The 23,517-nt window shown below is 70.7% G+C and carries 13 protein-coding genes and 1 pseudogene; 5 read left to right on the top strand and 9 right to left on the bottom strand.

Annotated features, from left to right (window positions below; all coding sequences use genetic code 11):
* The 3 genes from ABZ914_RS13710 to ABZ914_RS13720 form a co-directional block, all read left to right on the top strand.
* The coding region (locus tag ABZ914_RS13710) for a hypothetical protein (RefSeq protein ID WP_500193273.1) at nucleotides 1–1,056 on the top strand (1,056 nt) is incomplete at its 5' end.
* Between the two features lie 9 nt (nucleotides 1,057–1,065).
* Nucleotides 1,066–2,388 carry a S8 family serine peptidase gene (locus ABZ914_RS13715; RefSeq protein WP_500193274.1) on the top strand — a complete coding sequence of 441 codons (1,323 nt, stop codon included), beginning with the start codon at nucleotides 1,066–1,068 and terminating at the stop codon, nucleotides 2,386–2,388.
* Nucleotides 2,389–3,499: 1,111 nt separating this feature from the next.
* Entirely contained in the window at nucleotides 3,500–7,534 is a 4,035-nt protein-coding gene (locus tag ABZ914_RS13720; protein ID WP_500193275.1) for an NACHT and WD repeat domain-containing protein, read from the top strand.
* A 104-nt stretch (nucleotides 7,535–7,638) separates the two neighbouring features.
* Here the strand turns inward: ABZ914_RS13720 and ABZ914_RS13725 are convergent, their stop codons facing one another.
* The 3 genes and pseudogenes from ABZ914_RS13725 to ABZ914_RS13735 all read right to left on the bottom strand — a co-directional run.
* Complete coding sequence (locus ABZ914_RS13725) at nucleotides 7,639–8,238, bottom strand: TetR/AcrR family transcriptional regulator (RefSeq protein ID WP_500193276.1); 600 nt, start codon at nucleotides 8,236–8,238, stop codon at nucleotides 7,639–7,641.
* Nucleotides 8,239–8,492: 254 nt separating this feature from the next.
* Nucleotides 8,493–10,385: a glycoside hydrolase family 3 C-terminal domain-containing protein gene (locus ABZ914_RS13730; protein ID WP_500193277.1), complete on the bottom strand. Its 1,893-nt coding sequence runs from the start codon at nucleotides 10,383–10,385 to the stop codon at nucleotides 8,493–8,495.
* 254 nt (nucleotides 10,386–10,639) lie between these two features.
* A pseudogene (locus tag ABZ914_RS13735) lies at nucleotides 10,640–10,884 on the bottom strand (IS5/IS1182 family transposase); the annotation flags it as partial.
* Nucleotides 10,885–12,147: 1,263 nt separating this feature from the next.
* On the opposite strand from ABZ914_RS13735, the gene ABZ914_RS13740 reads away from it, so the two are divergent.
* Nucleotides 12,148–12,477: a DUF6355 family natural product biosynthesis protein gene (locus tag ABZ914_RS13740; protein WP_500193292.1), complete on the top strand. Its 330-nt coding sequence runs from the start codon at nucleotides 12,148–12,150 to the stop codon at nucleotides 12,475–12,477.
* Between the two features lie 596 nt (nucleotides 12,478–13,073).
* Here ABZ914_RS13740 and ABZ914_RS13745 read toward each other — a convergent pair.
* The 5 genes from ABZ914_RS13745 to ABZ914_RS13765 all read right to left on the bottom strand — a co-directional run bounded on the left by ABZ914_RS13745 (nucleotide 13,074) and on the right by ABZ914_RS13765 (nucleotide 20,769).
* Complete coding sequence (locus ABZ914_RS13745; RefSeq protein WP_500193278.1) at nucleotides 13,074–14,585, bottom strand: glycosyltransferase family 39 protein; 1,512 nt, start codon at nucleotides 14,583–14,585, stop codon at nucleotides 13,074–13,076.
* A gap of 351 nt (nucleotides 14,586–14,936) precedes the next feature.
* Nucleotides 14,937–15,104, bottom strand: a complete 168-nt coding sequence (locus ABZ914_RS13750) for a hypothetical protein (protein WP_500193279.1) — start codon at nucleotides 15,102–15,104, stop codon at nucleotides 14,937–14,939.
* A 461-nt stretch (nucleotides 15,105–15,565) separates the two neighbouring features.
* Nucleotides 15,566–15,868 carry a hypothetical protein gene (locus ABZ914_RS13755; RefSeq protein ID WP_500193280.1) on the bottom strand — a complete coding sequence of 101 codons (303 nt, stop codon included), beginning with the start codon at nucleotides 15,866–15,868 and terminating at the stop codon, nucleotides 15,566–15,568.
* Between the two features lie 980 nt (nucleotides 15,869–16,848).
* On the bottom strand, nucleotides 16,849–18,861 hold the full coding sequence (locus ABZ914_RS13760) for a SpoIIE family protein phosphatase (protein ID WP_500193281.1): 2,013 nt from the start codon (nucleotides 18,859–18,861) through the stop codon (nucleotides 16,849–16,851).
* Nucleotides 18,862–19,419: 558 nt separating this feature from the next.
* Nucleotides 19,420–20,769, bottom strand: a complete 1,350-nt coding sequence (locus ABZ914_RS13765) for an MFS transporter (protein ID WP_500193283.1) — start codon at nucleotides 20,767–20,769, stop codon at nucleotides 19,420–19,422.
* Between the two features lie 79 nt (nucleotides 20,770–20,848).
* On the opposite strand from ABZ914_RS13765, the gene ABZ914_RS13770 reads away from it, so the two are divergent.
* The gene (locus ABZ914_RS13770) at nucleotides 20,849–21,466 is read left to right on the top strand and encodes a CGNR zinc finger domain-containing protein (RefSeq protein WP_500193284.1); all 618 of its coding nucleotides are present in this window, start codon (nucleotides 20,849–20,851) and stop codon (nucleotides 21,464–21,466) included.
* Nucleotides 21,467–21,837: 371 nt separating this feature from the next.
* On the opposite strand, the gene ABZ914_RS13775 is transcribed toward ABZ914_RS13770, so the two are convergent.
* Nucleotides 21,838–23,229, bottom strand: coding sequence for a serine/threonine-protein kinase (locus ABZ914_RS13775; RefSeq protein ID WP_500193285.1), 1,392 nt, complete (start codon nucleotides 23,227–23,229; stop codon nucleotides 21,838–21,840).
* Nucleotides 23,230–23,517: the final 288 nt, after the last annotated feature.

Here is a 23,517-nt window from a genome sequence, read left to right on the forward strand (position 1 = left end):
CAACTGCTCTCCTCGCCGCCCGCCCGCGACGAGCCTCGCTGGTCGCGGGCGGCCCGGCTGCGCACCATCGTCGACGCCGCGGCGACGCGGGCGCATATGGCACAGCTGGCGGGCGCGTCCGTGACAGCCCAGGGAGGTGACCTCCGGGTGCGATGCCGGCTGCCCGGTCGCCTTGAGTCCGTGCAGGCGATGCAGCTGGTGGCGACGACCGCCACCGGCCTCGAAGCGCCACCGAAGGCGTGCGGGGCTTTCGTGGTCGCCGTCCCGCTCGGTGACACGCCCCCCGCGCCGACGCTCACTCGCCATTCCGACGACGACGCCACCGTGTCGCTGACCGTATCCGTCAGCTACCCCGGAACTCGCCCGGCCGGCGACGCACCACCCGCGCCGATCATCCGCCGGAGCGGCACCAAGGGCACCGAGCTACGCGCCCGCATCCGCAGATCCGCCGCGGGGGGCGACCCGTCGGCATGGCCGGTCCTCACGACCATCGGCCTTCGCCCTGACCATCGGGCCGATCGCGCCGCGGGCTGGCGGTGGACCGCCGTCTTCGACGACGCGTTGTCCGAGGCGACACCGGCATGGACCCCGTTGTCGTACGTGTGCGAGGTGGCCTGGCCCGACGAGCCGGCGTGGAACCCATCCGCGACACCGGACTTCGGCGTCGTGCGTCCCACCTGGTCCCCGGCAGCGGCCGCGCAACCGAGCACGTGGAGCGCGCCGTCGGCGACGCTCACCGTGATCGCGCCACGGCCCACCGTGACGATCAGGCCCGGCTTCGCCGACAACGGCGACGGCACGGCCGCCCTCATCGTGCCGGTTCCCACCGTGCACCCGCGCGCCAGGCCTTGGACGCTGACCGCGACCGCGCCCGGCCGGCCCCTCGCGACCGTCACCGGCCCGGGACCGGAACTGCGACTGGACGGCCTCGACGCGCGGGTACCCGCCGCGCACTGGCTGCTCGCCGTCGTGGCACCCGACGGCACCACCCTGCCCATGATGACCGGAGACGGTGCCATCCCTCTGTCGAACCCCGCGCACCCATCCGATCCTTAGGAGAGGACCATGCCCGCTGAAGGTTATGCGCCCGGAAAAATCGTGGTGGAGTTGACGCAAGACTTGAATGCCTATGTCTCGCCCCTGATTTCGGACACCGTCGAGGGAGGGACGTTCACCGGTTTCGGTGTCGAGATCATCGATGCCGTCCTGACCTTCCTGCCAGTGCAGTCGATCACCAGGCTCTACGGAGAGATCGAGCCGTATGACGTGGACCCCGAGCTCCTGGACGCCATGCACGCGACCTACGTGATCCGGCTTACCGAAGACACCGACCTGGACGCGGTGATGACCGCGCTCGGTGCGGTCCCGGGCGTTTCCAATGTGGAGCCGGTCGGCCTCGGCCAACTGGAAGTCAACCCGAACGATCCTCAGTTCGGCGACCAGTGGGGACTGGATCGCATCAACGCTCCACTCGCCTGGGATCGTCAGAAGGGCTCCGACACCGTGAAGATCACGGTCGTCGACACCGGCACCGACAAGAACCACCCCGATCTCGCGCCCCGGCTGGGCAAGGGATGGGACTTCTGCGAGAACCCGACCGTGAAGCCCGGTGAGGTGCCCACCGGAGATTTCACCTCACCCGACGACGACCCCCAGGACGAGAACGGGCACGGGACGATGATGGCGGGGATCATCGGCGCGGTGACCGACAACGGTGTCGGCATCGCTGGGGTGACCTGGGCCGGGAAGATCCTCACGGCCCGGTGCGTGTGCCGAACGAACACTCCTGGTGGCCAGCCCGGCGCCGGATGCAACACCGACGAGATGGCGAAGGCGATCCAGTGGGCCGGCGAGTGGTCCCATGTGGCGAATGTGAGCCTGAACAGCCTTATCGGTGACCTGAAGCATCTCAGGGACGCGGTGAACTACGCCCTGCAGGCGAAAACCACCGTCGTGGCCGCAATGGGAAATGACGCGAGCAACGCGCCGCGTTATCCCGCCGCCTATGACGGCGTCATCGCCGTCGGCGCGATGACCCAGCCGGGCTATCAATGGTTCAAGCAGAACACAGGCAATCACATGAGCGTCAGCGCGCCGGGATCGCACATAAAGACGCTGAACCTGTACGCGACTTTCGGCTCACCGCAGTATGCCGAGGTCGACGGAACGTCGCCTGCCGCCGCCTTCGTCAGCGGTGTCGCCGCCCTGCTCTACTCCTGCAACATCAACCTGACGCCCCGCCAGGTAAAGCAGATCATCGAGGAAACGGCAAGCCACAATGTGCCGGACCCCGGCTGGCAATGGCCGAATCCCGTCTACGGCCACGGCATCGTCGACGCCAGGCGCGCCGTCGACCGCGTGCTAGACGGCCCCTTGCCCCCACCTTAGATCCAGCCACTCGATCAACTCGGCCGCGACTTCATGGGCACCGACCGACCCCGTCGGCCGACCGGTCTCCGGGTCGAAGGCCGGCATGGTGAAGCCCTCCCGCTGCACCACCCCAACCAACTTCAACGCACCAAAGATCAACCTCTCCGCAGACATATGCCCACATCGTCCCGGTACCGTAGCCCGGTAGTCTCGGAACGACCAGTCCCGCCAAGCCGGACCACACGACGCCTCTTAAAGGGCGGTCCAGGTCGGTGACCGGGGCTGGGGGAGTGTCCAGGGAACGTTCGGTGGTTGACCGTCCTCGGCTGGCGGGGTTGCCAGCGACACGGTGGAGACATCCGAGCGAACATGAGCTAACACAGGGACATTCCGGCCATGGATCTTGCGTTGTAAGTACATGTTCACCCTGTTCAGGGGCGGTGCGCCCGGCAGAATTCGAACCCGCGACCGTCCGTTTGGAAGACCGTTGTTTCACCTCTCCACCTTCCTGCTGGCGATCGCCGTCTTAAAGGTCGTATGGGACGGGCACGCTGCGAAGAGTGGCGGCCGGAATCTACAACGTAAAGAAAGTGGCTTGTTGTCCAACAAGCAGAAGCGCAAGCAGATATGCAAGCACTCTCGCCAGTTAAGAAGCCGCTTCATCTTCGGGTGGCGCATAGAGTCTTCTCGACAGCCCCCAACGTTTCGATCCGAGGGGTTGCTGAGCACAATTTCTATCGCCAGGGCCCGAGGTGCTAATAGCGGGAGATCGCAAAGTACTTGATCTTCCTTGAGGTGCGCTGTGTCGAGCTAAAGGACCGTGTCTGACCTGCGGCGATGCCGAAAAACCGTATAGCCGAGGCATGATCGGTCGTGTTCACACCGAAGAGGTCACTGGTTCGAATGTGGCGCAGCTCCTGGGGTGGTCGGCGGCGTAGGTTGCGGTAGATGTCGAGGTGAAAACTGCATGCTGGAGGAGGTCTGGTCCTGCGGCTCTCGCGGCCCGCTCCGTCTGGCCGGGTTCTTCGGGACCTCAGACAGCAGCGCCATCCGAAATGCCGAAGCCGCCCGGCAGGTCCTCGCTGCTGAAGCTGGGTTGCCTGGAGCAGTCGAGACCTAGGAGAGCGACATGCCAGGTGATCGAGGGGGGGAGAGGGCGGAGGAACTCCGGGGCGATCTCGCCCGGGTGCTGCGCGAGGTCGGCGTGGTCGGTGCCGCGATCGAGGCCGCGATCCGCACCGGGGACCACGAACTCCAGGGGCGGCTGGCCGCCGGGCTGGCCGCGCTGGGGGAGGAGTTCACCGAGTTCGCCTTCCTGCTGGGCGACCTGCGCGTCCAGTTGGGGACGATCCGGGAGGGCCTCGACCAGCAGAGCGTCGAACTGCAGGCTGCGGTGGACCTCGGATACCGGCAGGCCGTCGACACCCGGCGGCTGATGGGGCTGGTCGAGGTGATCGAGCAGCGCACCCGCACGGGAGACGACCCCGCTCCCACCTGGCCCGGGTGGAGCGGCGGCGCCCCTTACCGGGGGCTGCTGCCCTTTCACCAGAGCGACGCCCCGATCTTCTACGGGCGGGAAATGCTCACCACCCGGCTCGTCAGCGCCCTGGCGCGGCGGCCGGTCGGTGCTGGGCCGCTGGTGGTGACCGGCGCGTCCGGCGCGGGCAAGTCGTCCCTGCTGCGCGCGGGACTGCTTCCGGCGATCAGCAAGGGCGAACTCTCGGAGGCGGCCCGCGACTGGCCCCAGCGTGTCGTCGACGGGCCGGCCGGCTCCCCACTGGCGAGGCTCGCCACCGCCCTGGCCGGACTGGCGGGTCTCGGCGCTCCCGCGGTGCTGCGCAGCCTCGCCGACCATCCCGACCAGTCCCACCTGCTGGTCGGCCAGGCCGTCGAGGCCGACGCGCTCCGCCGCGGCCTGCCCGGTTCCGCGGCGGCCGACGGCAGGCTCATCCTGATCATCGACCAGTTCGAGGAACTCTTCCGCCTCGACGCCGGGGACGGCGGACGCGAGCGGGCCGAGGCGGAGCGGGCGGCGTTCATCACGGCCCTGCACACAGCCGCGACCGCGCCGGCGCGCTCCGGTGGCGTCCCCGCCGCCGTGGTCGTGATCGCGGTGCGAGGCGACTTCATCGACCGATGCTCCGAAGACCCCCGGCTCGCCGCCGCGATCCAGGCCGGTCCTTTCGTCGTCGGCCCGATGTCGGCCGCCGAACTGCGGCACGCCATCAACGGCCCCGCCGACGCCGCCGGTCTGAGCATCGAGGCCGGGCTGGTCGACACCATCCTCGGCGAACTGAGCACGCCCGCGGGGCGCCTCGGCCCGGGCGTCCTGCCGCTGCTCTCGCAGACCATGCTCACGATCTGGGAGAACCGCGAGGGCGATCGGCTCACCAGCCGCGGCCATGCCCGCACGGGCGGCGTGTCCCAGGCCGTGGCCACCAGCGCCGAGACCGCCTTCGCCGAGCTCACCCGCGAGCAGCGGACGCTCGCCCGCCAGGTGTTCCAGAACCTGACCGCCGTCTCCTCCGACGGCCGCCTGAGCCGCCGCACCCTGGCGCGAACCGTCCTCCGGAGCGCGCACGGCGGATCGGACGGCGCCGACATCGACCGGATTCTGGAGGTCTTCGCCCGCCGGCGGCTCATCGTCGTCGACAGCGAGAACGTCCAGATCTCCCATGACGCCCTGCTGCGCGCGTGGCCGCGGCTGCGCCATTGGCTGGACACGGACATCACCGATCACGCCCTGCGCGGCCAACTCCTCGACGACGCCGGAGTCTGGCGCGACCATGAGGAGAACGGGTCGTACCTGTATCGCGGACTCCAGTTGGCGACGGCCCGGCAGGCGGCGTCCCGATGGGCCGAGGACCAGGAGCGCTATCCGCCGCTGCCCGCCGTCGCCGCGGAGTTCCTCGCGAGGAGCGGCCGCGCGGCCCGGTGGGCGACCCGGCTGCGCCGCGGCACCGCCGTCGGCCTCGTAGTCCTCGCCGCCACCGCCATCGGAGCGGCCGGCGTGGCCGGCCGGAACTCCCGCAACGCCGAACGCCAGCACTCCATCGCCTTGTCCCGCCAGCTCGCCGCCCAAAGCCTCGCCGCCGAGCCCGTCGTGGCGCGGCAACTCGCGGCCGCCGCCTGGCGCGTGGCCCCCACGCCCGAGGCCGGCAGGGCCATCACGTCCCTCCTCGGCCAGCAGCGCACGACCCTGGTCGGCCACACCGGACCGGTGCACGCACTGGCGTTCAGCCCGGACGGCCGGCTGCTCGCCAGCGCGGGCACCGACACGACACTGCGGCTGTGGGACCCGGTGACCGGCGACCCCGTCGGCCGCCCGATGAGCGACGGCGGCCAGATCTACGGGGTCGCGTTCAGCCCGGACGGCCGGGTCGTCGCCACCGGAGGAGCGGGGAACGCGGTCCGGTTCTGGGATCCGGAGACCGGCCGCTCGACCGGCCGGCCGGCGGCCCGGGCCGGCGCATGGGTCACCGGAGTGGCCTTCAGCCCCGACGGCCGGCGCGTGGCCACCGCGAGCCAGGACGGCATGGTCGAGCTCTGGGACCCCAAGACCGGCCGTGTCGTCGGCGCACCGTTGCGGGACCCCGCGGCCCGCTCCCGGGGCCTCCTCGCCTACAGCTTCCCCGAGGGGCTGAGCTCGGTGGCCTTCAGCCCGGACGGCCGAATGGTCGCGGCCGGCTCGAACAACGGAACGGCAGTGCTGTGGGACACCGGAACCGGTCGCTTCCTCCGAAGAGTCAAGCACGGTTCCGCCATCACCTCGGTCGCGTTCAGCCCGGACGGCCGCCGGCTGGCCACCGCGGGCTATGACGGCGTCGTCCGGCTCTGGGACCCGGGGACCGGCCGCGCGACCGGAAGCCCGCTCACAGGCCATGCCGCCGAGGTGACCGGGGTCGCGTTCAGCCCGGACGGCCGCCGCCTCGCCACCGCGGACGGCAACGGCACGGTGTGCATGTGGGACCCGGACACCGGGCGCATCACCGGAACTTCGCAGACCGGTCACACCGGTGACCGGTACACCGAGTCCTACTACCCGGGTCTCGTCCAGGCGGTGGCGTTCAGCCCGGACGGCCGGCGGCTGGCGACCGGCGGCGTCGACACGACGATCCGGTTCCTGGACGCCCTGCCCCGGCGCTCGCCGGACACGACGCTCACCGGCTACCGCGCCGTCGTCGGCGGGCTGGCCTTCGCTGCCGACGGCAGGACTCTCGTCACCGGGGCCGCCGACGGCAGCGTGAACCTGTGGGACGGCCGGACCGGCTACCGTGCCGGAAAACCGCTGACCGGCCACAAGGTCATGGTCACCGCCGTGGCCGTCAGCCCGGACGGCGCCAAGGTCGCCAGCGGCGACTACGACAGTAGGACGATCCTGTGGGACCGCAGGACCGGCCGCCGGATCCGCGCATGGGACGGTGCGGAGGACACGGTCACCCAGCTGACCTTCAGCCCCGACAGCCGGTTCCTGGGCGTCGCGAACGGCTGGCAGACAAGGGTGTGGAGCGTCGACCCGCCGAAATACCTGCTCGGGGTGCCTCCACGCGACTACAAGTACCCTCCGACATGGGGCGGTCTCAGCCCGGACGGGCGGCTGCTCGTCAGCACCGAGGGCAACGGCACCGTCCGGCTCTGGGATCCGCGCACCGGTCGTCCCACGGGCACCCTGACGGCCGGGACGCGCAGCAGGGCCGACACGGCCGTGTTCAGCCCGGACGGCCGGCTCCTCGTCATCGGCGCGGCCGACGGCACCCTGCAGTTCTGGAACCTGCGCACCCGCCGCCCGGTCGCCGCGCCGGTCCGCGCCTCCGACGGGGGCGTGCGAACACTGGCCTTCAGCCCGGACGGGCGGCTCCTGGCCAGCGCCGGGGCCGACCCCGACAACGCGATCCGGCTCTGGGACCCGCGGACCATCCACCGGCTCGGCGCTCCGCTCACCGGCCACACCGGCCGGATCGACGCGCTGGCGATCAGCCCGGACGCGAGGACGCTCGCCAGCTCTAGCGATGACCACACGGTGCGGTTCTGGGACCTCGCTCTCCACGTCGACCCCATCCGCAGCATCTGCGCGAGATTCGGTCCGCTGCCCGCCAAGTCGTGGAAGAGGTTCGTCCCCAACGAGCCGATGCCCGACGCCTGCCCGAAGCCCTCCCACCCCTGACTGACGCCAGTGAAGTCGCGCCAGCCGAGCGCGCCTGGACGACACACGAGCGACTGGCGATATCTCCCTCGATTGCCGCTACCGCGCGGCGCCTTTTCTCCGCGTCAGACACAACGATCAACAAGTTCGTGCAACCGGACCCTGAAAAGATCAACGGCGGACTCGTGATCCGGATACACGCGACGCCCGCTCTCATCCGGAAAACCGCTGTTGACGAAGCCGCTCACGGCCCACATGACGCACCAGGCGAGGAACTTGAGATCCAGGGAGCCGGTGATCCTCGGCCAAGAGTTCGGCGTCATGAAGGTCATCAAGGGAGGTGGGAACTCTTCTTCGGGGGAAAAGGGAAGCTCCGCCGCGTCCTTGAGTCCCCTCTGCCACCACATAGAGGCGAATTCTGGATGTTCTACGACGAAGTCAAAGAAGGCATCGACCAGACTGTGCAGCCCTGCGACACCGCCATCGCCGGCCTTCACGGCGAGCTCCAGACGCTCCATCTCCATGGCGTGAAGGCGGCGGAGGACCGAGTGATAGAGCTCCCCTTTTCCTGCTTTCAGGAGAATCGAATCTTCCGCGCGGTGCCCGGCTGCTTCTTTCACCATGCTCAGGGTCGTCGCGTCATAGCCCAACATTGAGAACAACCTGGCTGCCGCGACCAGAACCCGCTCATCGCCGGAGCTCATCGGCGTGTTCAAGATCACCACCCCCAAGGACTCTCGCCTCGTACCCGTCGCTCGAGTCCGGCTACACCACTCAAAAGGAAAGAATCGCCCTCGAATGGGTCACGATCAAACAAATGATCGCCCCGGCGTGTGGGGTGGTCGGGCGGCGTCGATTCTCTCGGTGACCTGCATGACATCTGCGGCTGCTTGGTGCATGGCGGCAGCCGCGGGGCCCTGACGGGACCCGCGGCCACTCACGCATGTGGTCTTCAAGAGCAGCGAAGCGCGGTCAGTGGTCAGGGGATCCGGACGGTGGTGGTGAGGGGCAGGTCGGTGGACGAGGAGCCGGCCTGGACGGTGCGGTCACCGGTGCCGCGGACCCAGTTCTGCTTGGCAGTGGACCAGGAGGACAGGTCGCGGGCCGTGATGTGCAGGGTGACGGTCCGGGAGGCGCCGGGCGGCAGGATGATCCGGTCGAACCCGGCCAGCTTCCGCTTGACCTGCTGGATGGAGGAGGGCAGGTCGGGGGAGGGGCCGAGGTACACCTGCGGCACGGCCGCTCCGGCGCGGTGTCCGGTGTTGCGGACGGTGAGCCGCACGTCCAGGCCGCCGTCGCGGGCGGCGGTGGTCCGCAGGCCCGAGTAGGCGAACGTGGTGTAGGAGAGCCCGTAGCCGAAGGGGTAGAGCGGCGCGACGTTCTGGCTGGTGTACCAGCGGTAGCCGGACTGCAGCCCCTCCGACCAGGTGATCTTGCCGTCCTGGCCGACGGATCGTTCCGGGTGGCCGGTGAAGGGCGTCGTGGAGTTCGGGAAGGTGATGGGCAGGCGGCCACCGGGGTTGGCCGTGCCGAAGAGGAGGTCGGCGGTCGCGGTGCCGCCCTCCTGCCCCGGGTACCACATCTCCAGCACGCCCTTCACCGAGTTCAGCCAGGGCATCCGCACCGGTCCGCCGGTGCTGAGCACGACGACCGTGTTGGGGTTGGCGGCGGCGACGGCGCGGACGAGGCCGTCCTGGTCGGCGCCGAGGGTGCCGACGTCGCCGGCGGTCGTGGTGGTGTTGGCGTCGTCGACGAACACCACGGCGGTCGGGGCCTTGGCGGCGGCGGTGGCGGCCGCCTTGATCCCGGCCTGGACGGGCGACCAGGCGAACCGCAGGGTGGGGTTCGCCGCGGTGTCGGCGGCGGAGGTGTAGGTGAAGGTGATCCGGTGCTTGCCCGGCTCGAGTTGCGGTTTGGCGCCGGCGTTGGTGAGCCCGAGGTACTGGCCGTTGACGGTCGGGCCGTTCGGGTAGGTGTTGGGCAGGATGGTCGACGGCTGGGTCAGCGTGCGGGTGCTGCCGTCGACCGACAGGGACAGCGTTCCGGTCTCTCCCGTGCCGGGTCCTTGGGCGAGGCCGGGGTTGATCCCCTTGTTGTAGGCGGACGGGTTGCCCGAGGAGGTGCCGATCGGGCGCTGCAGCCACAGGTTGTAGGTGTCGGCCGCGGCGACGTCGATGTAGCCGTCCCAGGTGTAGGTGTTGCCGCGGGTCAGGTCGGTCTGATCGCCGTTCAGCGCGGCGTCGACCTTGGTCCCGATGACCGTTCCGGAGGCGTTCTTCTCGGTGCGGGCCAGGCCCGGGGCGCCTTCCGGCGTGGTGAGGGCGGTGGCCGGGACGGTCGTCCCGACGCGGTCGAGCCCTGGGGTCAGGACGGCGCGGGAGCCGGTCTTCGCGCGGACGGCGTCGTAGGGGCTGATGCCGTTGCGGTCGCCGAACCCTCGCGAGCGCTCACCTCCCGGGCTGGAGGGCAGCAGGTCGGCCGTGGGTCCGATCAGCGCGACGCCTCCCTTGCCGCTCAGCGGCAGGACGTCGTCGTTCTTGAGCAGGACCGCCGCCTCCTCGGCGAGTTCGCGGCCGGTGGCGATGCCGGCGCTCTTGTCGACCTTGGCCGGGGCCTTGCGGATCGGCTTGACGTGGGTCTTGGCGGACCTGGGGTAGCCGGAGTCGTCCAGCAGGCCGAAGCGCTGGTACTGGTAGAGGATCCGGGCGACCGCGGCGTCCAGTGCGGTGGCGTAGGTCTTGTCGTAGGCGGCCGATGCGGGGTCGACCAGAGGTTTGAGCTTGGCCGGGGCCAGGTTGGCGGTGATGAACTCCTGGTCCATGCCCGCCAGCAGGTCGCTGGTGGCCTTCGAGGCGGTGTAGTCGGAGGTCACCCAGCCCTTGAAGTTCCACTGTCCCTTGAGGACGGTGTTGAGGGCGCCGCTGTTGGAGCACGCGTGGTCGGGCTTGGGCGCAGCGAAGCGAGGCGTTGCGGGTGGCCGAGACGCCGGGTGCCGGCGGCGACGACCGACGAACGCGCACCGGGCCCACACTGCCACCGCCCCTGAGCGTCACCGAAGAGTCGCGTCCGATGTCATAGGCGTAGCCGCCCAGCCACGTCCCGGGACCTGGCTTTCGAGGTTTGCTGCTAAACGCCGTCCCATTTGATGAGTCGGTGGTGGCAGACGAGGGCAGCGGCAATCCCGGCGAAGGCCAGGAAGTGTTCGCGTTCGTAGCGACGGTGCAGGCGGCGGAAGCCGTCCAGCTACGACACCGTGCGCTCGACACCGCGGCGAGCGATCCGTGGGACTAAGCTGACCTGCGCAGTTCGGCATGGTCGTAGCCCTTTTCGGCGTGCGGCTTTGCCGGACGTCGACGCCGCGGCCCACGTCGGGAGCGGAGCGGCGGGCTGAGTTCCGGCAAGTCGTCGTCACCAACAAAGAGACCCGATGCCTCGCCTGGGTGAATCTCCACTCAGCCGCAGGCTCGGCCGCAGGGCAAGTGGTGGGATCCGCTGTGGGGACTCTGTACGCCGATCACCGCGCACGTCACCTGCCAGATCGTCTCCTACAAGCACCCCTGCGCCTGCTTTTCCGCGAAACAGTCCCCAGAGCGCTGTCGGCAAGCTCGGGCAAGCGCCTACGCACCGGCCACGCCGACGACCGCTGACACCGCGGCCGGGCCGACACCCGCCCGGCCGGAAGGCGGTTGCCGCAGCCGTCCGTCATTGCTGGTTGTCCTGTGGATCAGGCTCGGACTTCGTGCGCTCGGGGGAAGCGGTTGGGCGGCCATCGGCGGCTCCGGGTGGTTAGACGTTGGTCACCGACTCCGTAGGGAGCGTTTGACCGTGGAGAGAAAGTTCGGCAGGGGGTCAGTGTTTGCGGCGGGAGGCGCGAGGCGACCGGCGATGGCTTCCGGCCCAGGGTGGACGTAGCGCCTGTCGGGGTTCTAGCACCGGGTCTACCCATGATGAGCTGCATCGGGAGACTCCGGCATCGTCTCCGCCCTTGTCAACACCGCGCAACAGAACGGCGGCTCGATCGGCACGGCGCCGTCGAACACCATCGCCGCAGGCGCCGCTTCGGCCTACCTCGCCGCCCATCCGGACACGCCGTCGGCCCTCGCCCAGGCCACGGTCCACGGCAACGCCGTCGCCTGCTCCTGGGCAGCCGGGACCCCTGCCAACGATGACGGTCATCGTGGCCGTACTGACCAACACCCGCCCCGGCTAGCCCACCTCAGGTGAACCCACGCCACGCAATCGGGCCGAAGTGGAGGAAAACGCCGCCGAGAAAGCAAGACGAGCCTGAGAGAGCCGGATTCGATGCCCGGCCTCCTCGCCGCCCGGGCCGTCGCCGGCGCCCGGATCCCGTCCCGCGTCCGGGTCCCACCCGGCGCCCGGCGCGTCAACCGCAGGTCGCGGCTATATCCGACCGAACCCAACCCACTATCCGATCCAGTTACTTACAGGCACAGCATGTCGACAGAGAGTTACACTTGCGCGGTCGGCGCAGTGCACGAGAGGCGTCGTTGTTTCAGGCAGGGCAGATCACCTGGTCTCAATCGTCATGGCCCGAACCTCAAGGAGTGTTCATGAAGCTCTCTCCTCGCCCAGTGCGAGCCGCCTTGGCGGCAGCGTCAGGTGCTGCCCTGACCATGACGGCCTTCTCGAGTCCGGCTCACGCCGAGTTCGGGCGCGGCCCGGATGTGCGTCAGGCGGGTGCGGACGCGTTCGCCGCTCCTCCCTGCGGGTTCTTCCGCTACAGCGTCCGCGCGTCCGAGTTCGCGGCGTACAACCACTGCGGCCCGACGACGGTGCGGATACACGTCGACGTCAGAGGGGGCGGTAGTGCGAATGACTATCACCTCTGTGTCAGCCCCGGCCGCACCCAGCTACCGGGCGCAGGTCCGAACTATCTCAACGCGTACTACATCGGCGGCGCCGGCTGCCGGAGCGGAGAGCGCACCGGTCACACCCGCCACTGAGCCTTGATCCACTACGCGTCGGCGGTGCTCGCCGGCCACGACCGACGCCGCGCTACCACTGCCGGCGCGGACCGCCGGCGCCGCCTGGCATGAACTCGCCGCCTTGCTGGACATCAGCCCCGACACCGCCGCACGCCATTACCTCGCACGGTGACAAACATGCCCGAGTCGCGTTCACGCCCCGACTGTCGCCCACAGGATGGCGCATCAAGATCGCCTCGGGTTCTCCGACAGGCACTCCGGCGGGGGCGGGCCTCGGCCCCGGTGCAAATGGCGTGACCTGCGCTGACGACTCCACCTTGGGGCTCAGGGCAGCTACGGGGGCGGGGCGCCGGATCACCGTGGCCAACGCTTCGCCCAGGCCGCGCTCTCCGACATCGCCGCGATGTCCGACCGGCTGCGCCTCGACCTGCGTCTGCGTGTCGAGCCCATAACGGGCGACGACGCCGCCTGCCTGCTCGAACTCATCGACTAGTACGAACGGCATGGGTTCCGGTTGGAACCGGTCGTCAGCGAGGACGGGTGCCCCATCGCCCATACGCCGCTCCTGGGCGTCCCACGGCGGCCCGAGGAGTTCGCCCCACCGGACGCGGAAGTCAGCTTCCGGCCGTGCGACGGACGTACAGGGTGAGCTTGATGCTCCCGAACCACCTTGAGCCGGTCGCCCGGAAACCTTTGTCGTTCTTGAGGATCGCGAGATCGCGCGGAGACGCGGCGCTGCGGTACCGGTGGTCGTGCGGGGGTATCTGGACGAGCCAGACCCGGGACTCGGTTGCCAGAGCGGACCGGAAGGAGCCGGGCTGGAGGTTCGTCTCGTGGTCCTGCAGGGCCGTCGCGTTCAACCGGGCGAAGGCGCTGGCGTAGGCGGTCGCGAAGGCCCGCCGGTCCGCGGGCAGGTACAGGACCGCATCCCCCGGGTGCGAGCGCTGCCGCAAGGTGGCGGCCAGGGAGCGGAGGTCGTCCGGACGGCTCCGCGGCCCACGCTCGGCGAGTTGGGCGGGGAGCGTCGCCAACGCCAGAACCACCAGGACGGTGACTGCGGACGCCGCGGCCAACCATGGCCGGCCGGCAGACAGCCGCACGGCCGCGGTGTCCAGCGCTATCCCGCCTAGTAGTGCCAGGGCGCAGACGGAGTAGAGGATGTAGCGAGGGTGGTAGACGGGATGGACCTGCGACACACTCCACGCCAAGGTGAACGGTACGCACAGCCACGGGACGGTCAGCGCGGCGGCATTGCGGTGGTCGCGGGCGAGCAGCAGCGCAGTCCCCAGCAGGACGGCCACCACCAGCGCGAGCAGCAGCACACGTCCGTCACCGGTGACCCACAGGCCGAGGTCGTAGAGCGCTCTGGGTCCGGGGCGCTGCAACCAGGACACCTGGGCGGCCTCTTGACCGTGTGCGATCACTGCGAGCGGTGACACCAGGGCCATCGCCGCCAAGGCGGCCAACCCCCAACTCGCGCGGTGGCGACGCCGCCACTGCGGATGCCTCCACAGGCCGGCGGTCACGGCGTGCGCGGGCAGGAGGAATAGCGCGTAGAGATGAAGCCATCCCAGCAACCCCATTGTCCCGGCGTACGCGGCGTACCACCTGATCTGGGGATGCGAATCCTCCAGCGCCCGAAGCAGGAAGTACGCGGCCAGGACGGCGCCCGCGCTGACCAGCGCATACTGGCGGGCCTCCTGACCGTACCGGCTGGTGATCGGCAGCAGGCCGTACAGCAGGCCGCCGTAGAGACCGGCCTTGGGCGAGTACAGCCGCCTGCCGATGGCGGCGATGCCCAGAGCGGCCAGGGCGGAGGCCACCGCCGAAGGCGTCCGAGTGATCACCTCGCTCGTCCCCAGCCCGGTCACGAGGTGCATCAGCAGGTAGTACAGGCCGTGGACCGCATCGATGCGGGAGGTGAAGCTCGCTATCGCGCCGAGCCCGCTGTGCCCGACGACCACGCTGACCGACTCGTCACGCCAGTAAGAGGGCACGCCGATCCGCCACATGCACATACAGAGCGTGACCACCCCCGGAATTACGAGGTCCGGCCACGCTGCGGCAAGGCGCCCCGCAGCGCCCGGCAGCGCGATGGTCGTGCTCTGAGTGCTGGTCGACGCCATGCCTCACCCCCCGTGGACCGAGTCGAGGACGTCGGGGTGGTCTTCACCATTTGTCACGACCTCTAACCGAACGTGTGGCGAGAGGTTCGAGGGGCGCTCGTCAGGGCGCGCGCACTCGCGGATGTGCCGGGGTGTGATCCCGACGGCGCTGTGGCCAGGTTCAATGCGACCCGCGTCCCGGCTCCGGAGGCGCGAGAGCCCGAGCGGAGCGGCGTCGGAAGATCTTCGCCGAGCGGCCAGCCGAGTGGGAGAGTGACCACGAAGGCCGCTCTTTCCCTCAGCTTCAGGTCGCCGCCCGCGGATCCGGCGAGCCTGCGGGCTGGTGCGAAACCTGGGGTGTTTCAAAGTTGATCATAGCCACTCGTTGATGGCAGCAATGTGGAGTGTGACCGAGTAGTTGACGGCGAACTGGTCGAACTTGGTGGCGACTGCGCCATGGGGTTCGAGCTGGCTGATGCCGCACTCCACGGCGTGGCGCTCGCGGTAGTCGACCGGATCGAACTTGGGCGGGCCGGCCATCGCGGGTCGCCGCGCATCCGGTGGTTGGCCTGGTCGGCCGGTTCGGGGGGCGTGGCCGCGATGCCCGGCCGCAGGTGAGCCCGGATCGCCTTGGAGGAGTACGCCTTTTCCCTTCGCACCTGTTCGGGCCCTGGTGCGCGGGTGCCCGCCGCCCATGCGGGCGACCCAGACCCCGGCCGTGACCGCATCGAACTGGGGTGCGTCGCCCCGCTGCCGGTCCCGCCGGTGGTTCGGCGTGTTTCTCGCCGTGGCGGCGGGCCCCGGCCGCGTGCTGATGGGGTGCGCATGACGGTGGAGTCCACCCGACCTGCTGACCGATCAGCCCGGCGACATCGGCCTGTGCTTGCAGCCGGGCCACGATGTTCGCCCCCCCGGGGGGCCGTCGCGTTGCCAACAGCGGAACAGCGAGTAAACCGCCTGCGAGGAGCCGTAGGGGCGGGGCACGTCCCGCCAGGGGCGGGTCAGTCCATGTCGTGGACGTCACCCGGGTCGAAGCCGATCTCTTTGCCGTCGTCGGGCGGGGCCTGGCCGACACTCTGAGTCGGCGAGCCGAGCAACGCGTTGACCAAGCCGACGAGTCCGCCCAGGCCGAAGAAGCCGTAGATTATCCCGGTGTAAACGCGTTTGTGGATGTCGTCACCGGCGGAGTTCGTGAAGATCAGGATCTCGGACCAGATGGAGATCACCAGGGCGACGAGCGACACGATCGCCGGGATCAGCCCGTCGAGCGACGTTCCACCGTGGCGAGGGTTTCGAGTGGCCATCGAACGACCTCGATGATGGTCGGTGACCGGTTCGGTCCAGTGTCCCAGCCCCGATGGCCGCCTTCAAGGTTCGGCGGACGCCCTGTCCGGCACGATGTGGCGGCCCGGCGGACCACCATCGGCGCCGGGGCGCAGGCGCCAAGCCCGTGAAGCTCGGCGGCTGATCCCGGGGTCGGTCGGTTTCGGCATTCGGCCCCCGCCGATCACTGCGTCAGGTTGGCAGCTCGCGTCCGTTCGCAGCGGACCACACCGGTCCATGCTGTCGTCACTGCTGGTCAGAGTGGGAGTACCGTTCGGGCTGGACGCGAACACCGGACCCTTGTGGCCGGTGATGATGAGTTCGAGCGGGTGGTCTGCGGGGATGGGTGCGCCGGGGGGCGGCTTTAGCCATGGGCCTGCACCGGGGCAGGGTGACGGCCCAGGTGGCGAGGTCGAGATCGGGATGCCCCATGGGCTGGCCGGGGGCCTGGCTGGGGCGAAAGGGCGGGGAGCGTGGGGCCGGGGCTGGTGAGCGCGGGACCTGCGGTGATGATGCGCGGGTGCATCCGGCTCAGCCGGGTGAGCAGCGGCGCCAGGTCCTCTTGGCAGTTGGCTTGGGGTAGAAGCCAGGCCAGGCTGCCGGGCAGGTACGGATCGGCGGCGGGGATGTCGATCCAGTCGTTGGGGTGGCGGTTCTGGTAGCCCGTCGGCAGGGCGGCGTGTGCGGCCCGCACCCGCGCCTGGCATGACCCTTTGGGGCACCTTCTGGCCTGGCGGGTTCGCGGCGAACTGAATCGCCGTCGGCAACGCGCTCGGGCACCGGCAGGGCGCCGCAGTGAAGCGGAGTCATGACCAGAAGCTCGATTGGAGTGCTGGTGGGCGTGGCCGTCAGCGACTGCGGAGCCGGCGCCGGGATGGCCCAGCCTGACCAGGTGGGGTCGGCAGGCGGCCGTTCTCCGGGCAGGGCCCGAGGATCAGAGGGGCCGGGGGCGTCCCGGTGGTCAGCTGTCGGGTGTTCGGACGGCGATCATGGCGATGTCGTCGGTGCCGGTGGTGGGCAGGTCGTCCAGCAGGCCGTCGCATAGGTCCTCCACGGGCTGGCGGGCGAGTGCGCAGGCGTGGTGGCGCAGCCGGTTCAGGCCGGTGTCCAGGTGCTCGCCGGGGTGTTCGACCAGGCCGTCGGTGTACAGCAGCAGGGTGGAGCCGGGCGGGAGCGGTTCGGTCGAGCTGCGGTAGGTCTGGTCGAAGGGGAAGCCCAGCAGGGGATTGGCGGCTTCCTGCAGGAACCGGCCGTCGCCTGCGGGGGTGACCAGGAGCGGCGGCGGGTGCCCGGCCACGGCGTAGTTGAACTGCCACTGGCCGGGGGCCGGCTGCTCGACGCGGGCCAGGACGCAGGTCGCCGTCGCCTCGGGCGCCACCGTTTCCATCGCGTTGTTCAGGCGGCGCAGGATCTCGCCGGGCGGGGCGAGCCGATCGGCCGTGAGGACCCGCAGCATGTTGCGGAGCTGGCTCATTTCGACGGCGGCGGCCAGATCGTGTCCGGCGACGTCGCCGATGGCCACGACGGTCGCGCCGTCGGGAAGCACGAAGGAGTCGTGCCAGTCGCCTCCCACCTCGGCGGCCGTGGGGCTGGCCATGTATCGGGCGACGATCTGCAGTTCGGTGTGCTCGGGGGGTTCGGCGAGCAGGCCGTGTTGCAGGGCCAGCGCGACCTGCTGGGTGCGGTGGAGCCGCACAGCGCCGCTGAGCGCGTCGTGGGTGTGCTCGAAGACCTGCCGCATAAGGGCGATGTCGTCGCGGCTCATCGGTCCGCGGCCACGGCGCCGGGCGGCGGTGACCGCGGCGGCCACGGCGCCGTCGACGACGACCGGCATCAGCACGACGCTGGTGGCGCCGGTCTGGGTCAGCCATTCGGTGGTGCTGCTGGGAAGCAGGTCGGCCGGTGGCCGGCCTGGTGGAAAGGTGCGCTGCAGCGGGCGGCGGCGCTCCAGCGCACGCGCGAATCCGCTGCCCGCGGCGAACCGCTCTTCGCCGCCGGGCGGTCGTCGTGGCATACCGCTGCTCGCGGCGGTGGCGACACGCTGGACGACGATCGGGGCGCCGGCGGGCCGGTCGCCGAGGTCGGGGAGCAGGTGCACGCCGCAGCCGTCGGCGAGCGCGGGAACCAGCACCTCGGCGAGCGCGGCGAACATTTCGGTCAGTGCGGGCCGCTCCGCGGCGGCCGCGGCGGCGCGGTCGAGCAGTTCGCGGCGCTGCCGCGCCTGCCACTCCAGTTCGATGTCGAAGCAGGTGCCGATCCATTCGACCACGGTGCCGTCCTCGACCACCGGCGCGGCCCGGACGTCGAAGTGCCGGTACTCGCCGTCGCGGGTGCGGACTCGGTAGACATGGCGCCACGGGCGGACCGCCCGGCGCGTCCGGTCCCATGACCGCAGCGTCGGCTCACGGTCGTCGGGGTGCAGCGCCTGGGTCCAGCCGTCGCCGAGGAACTCCTGTCGGCTCTGCCCGGTGATCCGCTCCCAGCCCCCGCTCGATTCGATCACCTTCCCGGCGGTATCGGTCACCCATACGACCTGCGCGTTGATCCAGACCATGCTCTCGAACCGGCGCAGCGAGCGTCTGTGCTCCTCGGTCGCCCGATCCGCCCGCCGGACCGCAGCGACCTGCTCGGTCACGTCGGCGGCCACTACCAGGACACCGGGCCGCTCGTGCGTGAACCGCGAGAGAGTGAAGGAGAAGTACCGCTCGGCATCGCCGGCGTCCGCATCGGCGGGCTTCACCGGCGCCTCGACCAGGCTGACCGGTTCACCGGTGGCCAGCACACGGTCGAACAGCTCGCCGTAGTCCTGCTTGGCCGCGGCACCGAATGCCCGTCCGATCGGCTCGCCGAGCCGACGGTCCCCGACGAACGCCCGAAACGCCAGGTTGGTGTACACCAGGCGGTGGTCCGGCCCGATCGTCAACGCGACCGCGACCGGCGCCGGATCGAAGGCCTCCAGTGCCAGCCACCCCATACCGCGCTCGCCCGCACCACCCATTCCCAGGCCCCCAGCCGCCCAACGATCCCGCCGCCCCCACCCCGGGGAGTCCGCCGACCCGCCGAACACCATTTCACGCCTGCGCCGAATACTCCCTGTTCAGCCGCCGATCATCACCCGAAGTTGGCGCACCGTTTGAGGGGCCATCAGCCACCCTGAGGCCGAGCCTGACCGCCGACGTGGGGGAGGCCCGCAAGGAACCCCTGCGAGGCCGGATCACCTGCCTCGCCCGGTCCGGGGCAGGATGGCCAGGACGGCGGCGCCGGTGAGCGTCTCGATGACCAGCGCCGGAGGCATCGCGACGAGCATCATGAGTGCCGCCGCCAGCTACCGCCGGCCCGCGCCCTCGGTGATCTGACCGAGTCGATCGGAGCCGTGCCCGGCCCCGTCCGCGATGCTGGACGTGCTCACCACACGGACCCTGGACGCCTGGCACGTCACCGACGCCGCGATGTCGACGACATCGTCCTGATGGTCGACGTGACCGTCACGAAGCCCGCGGCCCGCACGGCGCCGTCCGCCGGAACGCGCCCGTCACCGGCGACGTCGCAACGGCCCCCGCGAGGGAGCCCGCTCCTCCACCGCGCCGCTGACCGTCCTGCCCGCTGCGGAAGTCGAACCGGGCTGGACCGCGGCGGACGCCGGGGAGGGGGAGGGGCGGCGCAGGACGTGCCGGGCCAGCACCAGCGCGGCCAGCGCCGCCACCAGACCGCACACCCCCGCCCACCCGAACCGCTCGTAGGCGCGCACCCCTAGCCACGACCCCGCGCTGCCGCCCAGGAACGAGCACGTCATGTAGGCGGTGTTGAGGCGCGCGCGGGCCTCCGGCCGCAGCGCGAAGATCCGCGACTGGTTGGCGACCTGCCCCGACTGCACCGCCGCGTCCAGCAGCAGCATCCCCGCCACCAGCGCGGCCATCCCCACGGCGCCGCCCGCCGATCCGCCCGCCAGCACCGCCGCTGCGGCGAGCGCCGCCAGCGCGCACACCGGGGTGACCGCGTCGGGGCCCGCCCGGTCCACGCGGCGCCCCACCACCGGCGTGCAGACCATGCTCGCCGCGCCCACCAGCGCCACCAGCCCCACCGCCTGCGCGCCCAGCCCATAGCGGGGACCGCTGATCAGCAGCGCCACCGCCGTCCACGCCGCACTGAACCCGCCGAACATCGCCGCCTGGTACAGGCAGGACCGCCGCAGATCCGGCTCCTCGCGCAGCAGCCGCACCGCCTCGCCGAGCAGCCGCGGATACCGCTCCCGCGAGGCCGGCGCCGTCACCGGCAGAACGACCGCCAGCACCGGCGCCAGCAGCAGCGCCACGACCGCCGCGATCAGGTAGGGGGCGCGCCATCCCAGCTGCGCGCCGGCCACCCCGCCGAACGCGCGCGCCAGCAGGATCCCGCCGATCAGCCCGCTCAGCAGCGTGCCGGTCACCGCGCCGCGCCGCCGCTCACCGGCCAACCCCGCCGCCATCGGCAGGATGATCTGCGGGACCGACGTCGTCGCGCCGACAAGCGCGCCCGCCGCGATCAGGACCGGCGCGTCCGGTGCCAGTCCCGCCGCCAGCAGCCCCGCACCGGTCAGCGCCGTCAGCGTCGCGATCAGCCGCCGGTGCGGCATCCGGTCCCCGAGCGGCACCAGCAGGAACATTCCCGCCGCGTACCCCAGTTGCGCGGACGTCGCCGCCAGCGCCGCAGTGCTCTCGGACACGCGCAGGCTCGCGGCGATCAGCGGGATCAGCGCCTGCGGGAAGTAGATGTTGGCGACCGTCACCCCGCACGTCAGCGCGAGGAACCAGGTCAGCCGCCGCCCGAGGACCGCCTCACCGGACGCGGCGGAGGAAACGGACGGCGGGGCGGGGGAGAGGCCGCCGGGGGGAGTCGGGGGCACGGATGCACCTCACTGGAGAACCGGTTATAACGGTTCAGGACGGTACCAGTTAAACCGGTTCACGGCTATCCTCGACGCCATGACCGCCTCCGCCCCGCCCGCCCCGTTCCGCCAGGGCGCCGGACGGCTCTGCCTGGACTTCATCCGCACCCTGCGCCACCGCGGCGCGCCCGGCGCGGTCGAGGAACTCGTCGACCCCGCCGCCCTGGACGCCTGGATCCGCCAGTTCGGTCCCTACGACACGCCCTCCGACGGGACGGTCCCCGGCGCCGGCCGGGACGGCGGGCGCGCCGACGCGGCCGACCTGCTCGCCGCCCGCGCCCTGCGCGAGGCGATCCACCGGCTCGTCACCGCCGCCCTCGACGGCGGCCCCGCCGCCTGCGACCCCGCGTCCCGCGACCTGGTCAACGCCGCCGCCGCCCGGCCCGTCCCCGTCCCCGCGCTCGCCCCCTCCGGACGGCTGCGCCACCACGCCGCCGAACCCGCCGCCGCGATGCTCGCCGTCCTGGCCCGCGACGCCCTCGACCTGGTCACCTCAACTGCCCTCGACCGCGTCCGTGCCTGTGCCGGCGAGCGTTGCGGGGCCCTGTTCCTGGACACCTCCCGCCCCGGGACGCGCCGCTGGTGTTCCATGAACACGTGCGGCAACCGCGCCAAGAAGGACGCCCTGCACGCCCGCGGCCACGCCCCCGCCTGAACTCGCCGCCTGGGTCAGTCATGGCGGAGGCAGCGGTCCACCACCCTGACGTCCTCCTCGTCACCGGACGGCGGCCAAGGCGGCCGATCCATATGCCACTCGACGGCGCCAGCGGACGCGGCGGGCCCGGCGGCCCGTGCGGGCACGGGTCGGGGCAGTTCGCCCCCCCACAGCGCGTCATCGCAGTCGGCCGCCCGCGCTTCGGCAGGGCGCGCCGGGGTGTTTCGTGCCGGCGCTGGCCGAACTCGACGGCACCCACCTCCGCCAGCGACCCGAGACCTGCGACCCCACTCAACCGCCGACCGCTACCTGGTGTTGTGGGCGTACTGGTACACGAGGCGGTTCCGGTGCCGGCCGGGCCACCGTTCGCTTCACCAATCTTTCGGGTCCACAACGGACGGGTTATGGCCGGCGATCGCCTCGTAGATCTTGTCGCGGGGCATGCCAGGCCCATCAAGCCGACACAGCACCTTCCCTTCCTGAGGTTCCCCGGCGCCGCCTCCGCTCCACACCGTGAGGAAAAAGCCGGTTCGATCGGGCGGATTCTTAGCGGTGAGCCGCTGGATCGAATCCCAGGGATAGATCTCGACCATGTCCTCCCGCCCTCTCCTGTGCAGCACGGTTTCGATGCCGTCCGAGGTGATGACGAGTTCCATTCGGGCGCCCCAGACCAGTCCAACGAAGGCGAGGAGACAGAAAAAGCCGGTGAGTAGAAAAGTGAAGAAGCCGGCCGGGAGACCCCATAAGTACCAGGTGATCAGCGGCGGGACGATAGTCGCCGCCGTGCCGATGGCGACTTCTTTGGGGTAGTTCGCGGGCGGCGGCTGGAAGGAGACGGCCGGCAGCATTCGAGCCGTCGGCGAGCCGGAGGTCTTCCGTGTGGAAGCGACCTCGTTCTGCACGTGCGAGCGGAGAGGGGTGGTGTCTGCCGGTGGGGCGGCTCGGACTGGACCGTTTGATCGGGTCGTGGTGTCCAGGAGGTCGAGCAGTGCGCCGAGGGGCGGGCGTCCGGCGGGGTCCTTGGCCAGGCACTGCTGGATGAGTGGCAGAAGGGGGGCGGGGACGTGCGCCAAGTCCGGATCTTCGTGGATGATGCGGTAAAGGATCGCGGCGTGCGGCCCGGTTCCGAAAGGCGGATGACCGGTCGCGGCGAAGGCGAGAACCGATCCGAGAGGGAAGATGTCGCTGGGTGCCTCGACGACGTGGCCCATTGCCTGTTCGGGGGACATGAAGGCAGGGGTGCCGATGATCGCGCCCTTTTCCGTCAGCGTCGTGCCCTCCAGCGCCCGGGCGATGCCGAAGTCGATGATGCGCGGCCCGTCATCGGCGAGCAGGATGTTGGCCGGTTTGAGGTCGCGGTGTACCAGGTTCTCCCGGTGCACCGCGGCCAGCCCTTCGGCGAGCCCGGCTCCGAGGGCGAGGACCGCCTCGGCGGGCAATGGCCCCTTATCCGCGACCACCGCTCCCAGCGACGGCCCCGCGATGTAGGCGGTGACGACCCAGGGCGGGTCCGCGTCCGGGTCGGCGTCCACCACATGGGCGGTGAAGAATCCGCCGACGCGGCGAGTGGCTTCGACCTCCGCGGCGAACCGCCGCCGGAAGCCCGGATCGGCGGCCAGATCGGAGCGGATGAGTTTCACGGCGACCGGCCGTCCTCCCCGCGAGTGGGCGTAATAGACCTGGCCCATGCCGCCGGCGCCGAGACGAGCCTTGAGCTGATAGGTGCCGATGCTGCGCGGATCGTCGGGCTTCAGCGGCTCCATGCGCCGACCTTTCCTGGGAGGCTTCCAGTAGGTTCTACCGCGTGACCGGGCGGAGCGGGAGACGCTGCGCAAGGCGCACCGGTTCGTGCAGGTCCTCGCGGCAGATCGTGACCGCGATGGCAGAACGGCATGAGGCGTCGCGACGCCGAGTACGAGTGGGAAGTGGGCGCGCTGCTGTGCCACAACCTGTCGGGGATCGCCCTACCGTGTCCCCTCGTCCAGCAGGTCCCGGCCGGACGGCCGATGAGCGGGCCCGCCTCCGCCGTCCTTCCGAGGGCCCAGAGGCGG

The sequence above is a fragment of the Spirillospora sp. NPDC046719 genome, assembly GCF_040645715.1.
Taxonomy (GTDB): Bacteria; Actinomycetota; Actinomycetes; order Streptosporangiales; family Streptosporangiaceae; genus Spirillospora.

Bases quoted from the DNA above. Each gene is read 5' to 3' on its own strand.
- ABZ914_RS13715 (WP_500193274.1), top strand. From the start codon at position 1,066: ATGCCCGCTGAAGGTTATGCGCCCGGAAAAATCGTGGTGGAGTTGACG.
- ABZ914_RS13720 (WP_500193275.1), top strand. From the start codon at position 3,500: ATGCCAGGTGATCGAGGGGGGGAGAGGGCGGAGGAACTCCGGGGCGAT.
- ABZ914_RS13740 (WP_500193292.1), top strand. From the start codon at position 12,148: ATGACGGCCTTCTCGAGTCCGGCTCACGCCGAGTTCGGGCGCGGCCCG.
- ABZ914_RS13745 (WP_500193278.1), bottom strand. From the start codon at position 14,585: ATGGCGTCGACCAGCACTCAGAGCACGACCATCGCGCTGCCGGGCGCT.
- ABZ914_RS13750 (WP_500193279.1), bottom strand. From the start codon at position 15,104: ATGGCCGGCCCGCCCAAGTTCGATCCGGTCGACTACCGCGAGCGCCAC.
- ABZ914_RS13755 (WP_500193280.1), bottom strand. From the start codon at position 15,868: ATGGCCACTCGAAACCCTCGCCACGGTGGAACGTCGCTCGACGGGCTG.
- ABZ914_RS13760 (WP_500193281.1), bottom strand. From the start codon at position 18,861: ATGGGGTGGCTGGCACTGGAGGCCTTCGATCCGGCGCCGGTCGCGGTC.
- ABZ914_RS13770 (WP_500193284.1), top strand. From the start codon at position 20,849: ATGACCGCCTCCGCCCCGCCCGCCCCGTTCCGCCAGGGCGCCGGACGG.
- ABZ914_RS13775 (WP_500193285.1), bottom strand. From the start codon at position 23,229: ATGGAGCCGCTGAAGCCCGACGATCCGCGCAGCATCGGCACCTATCAG.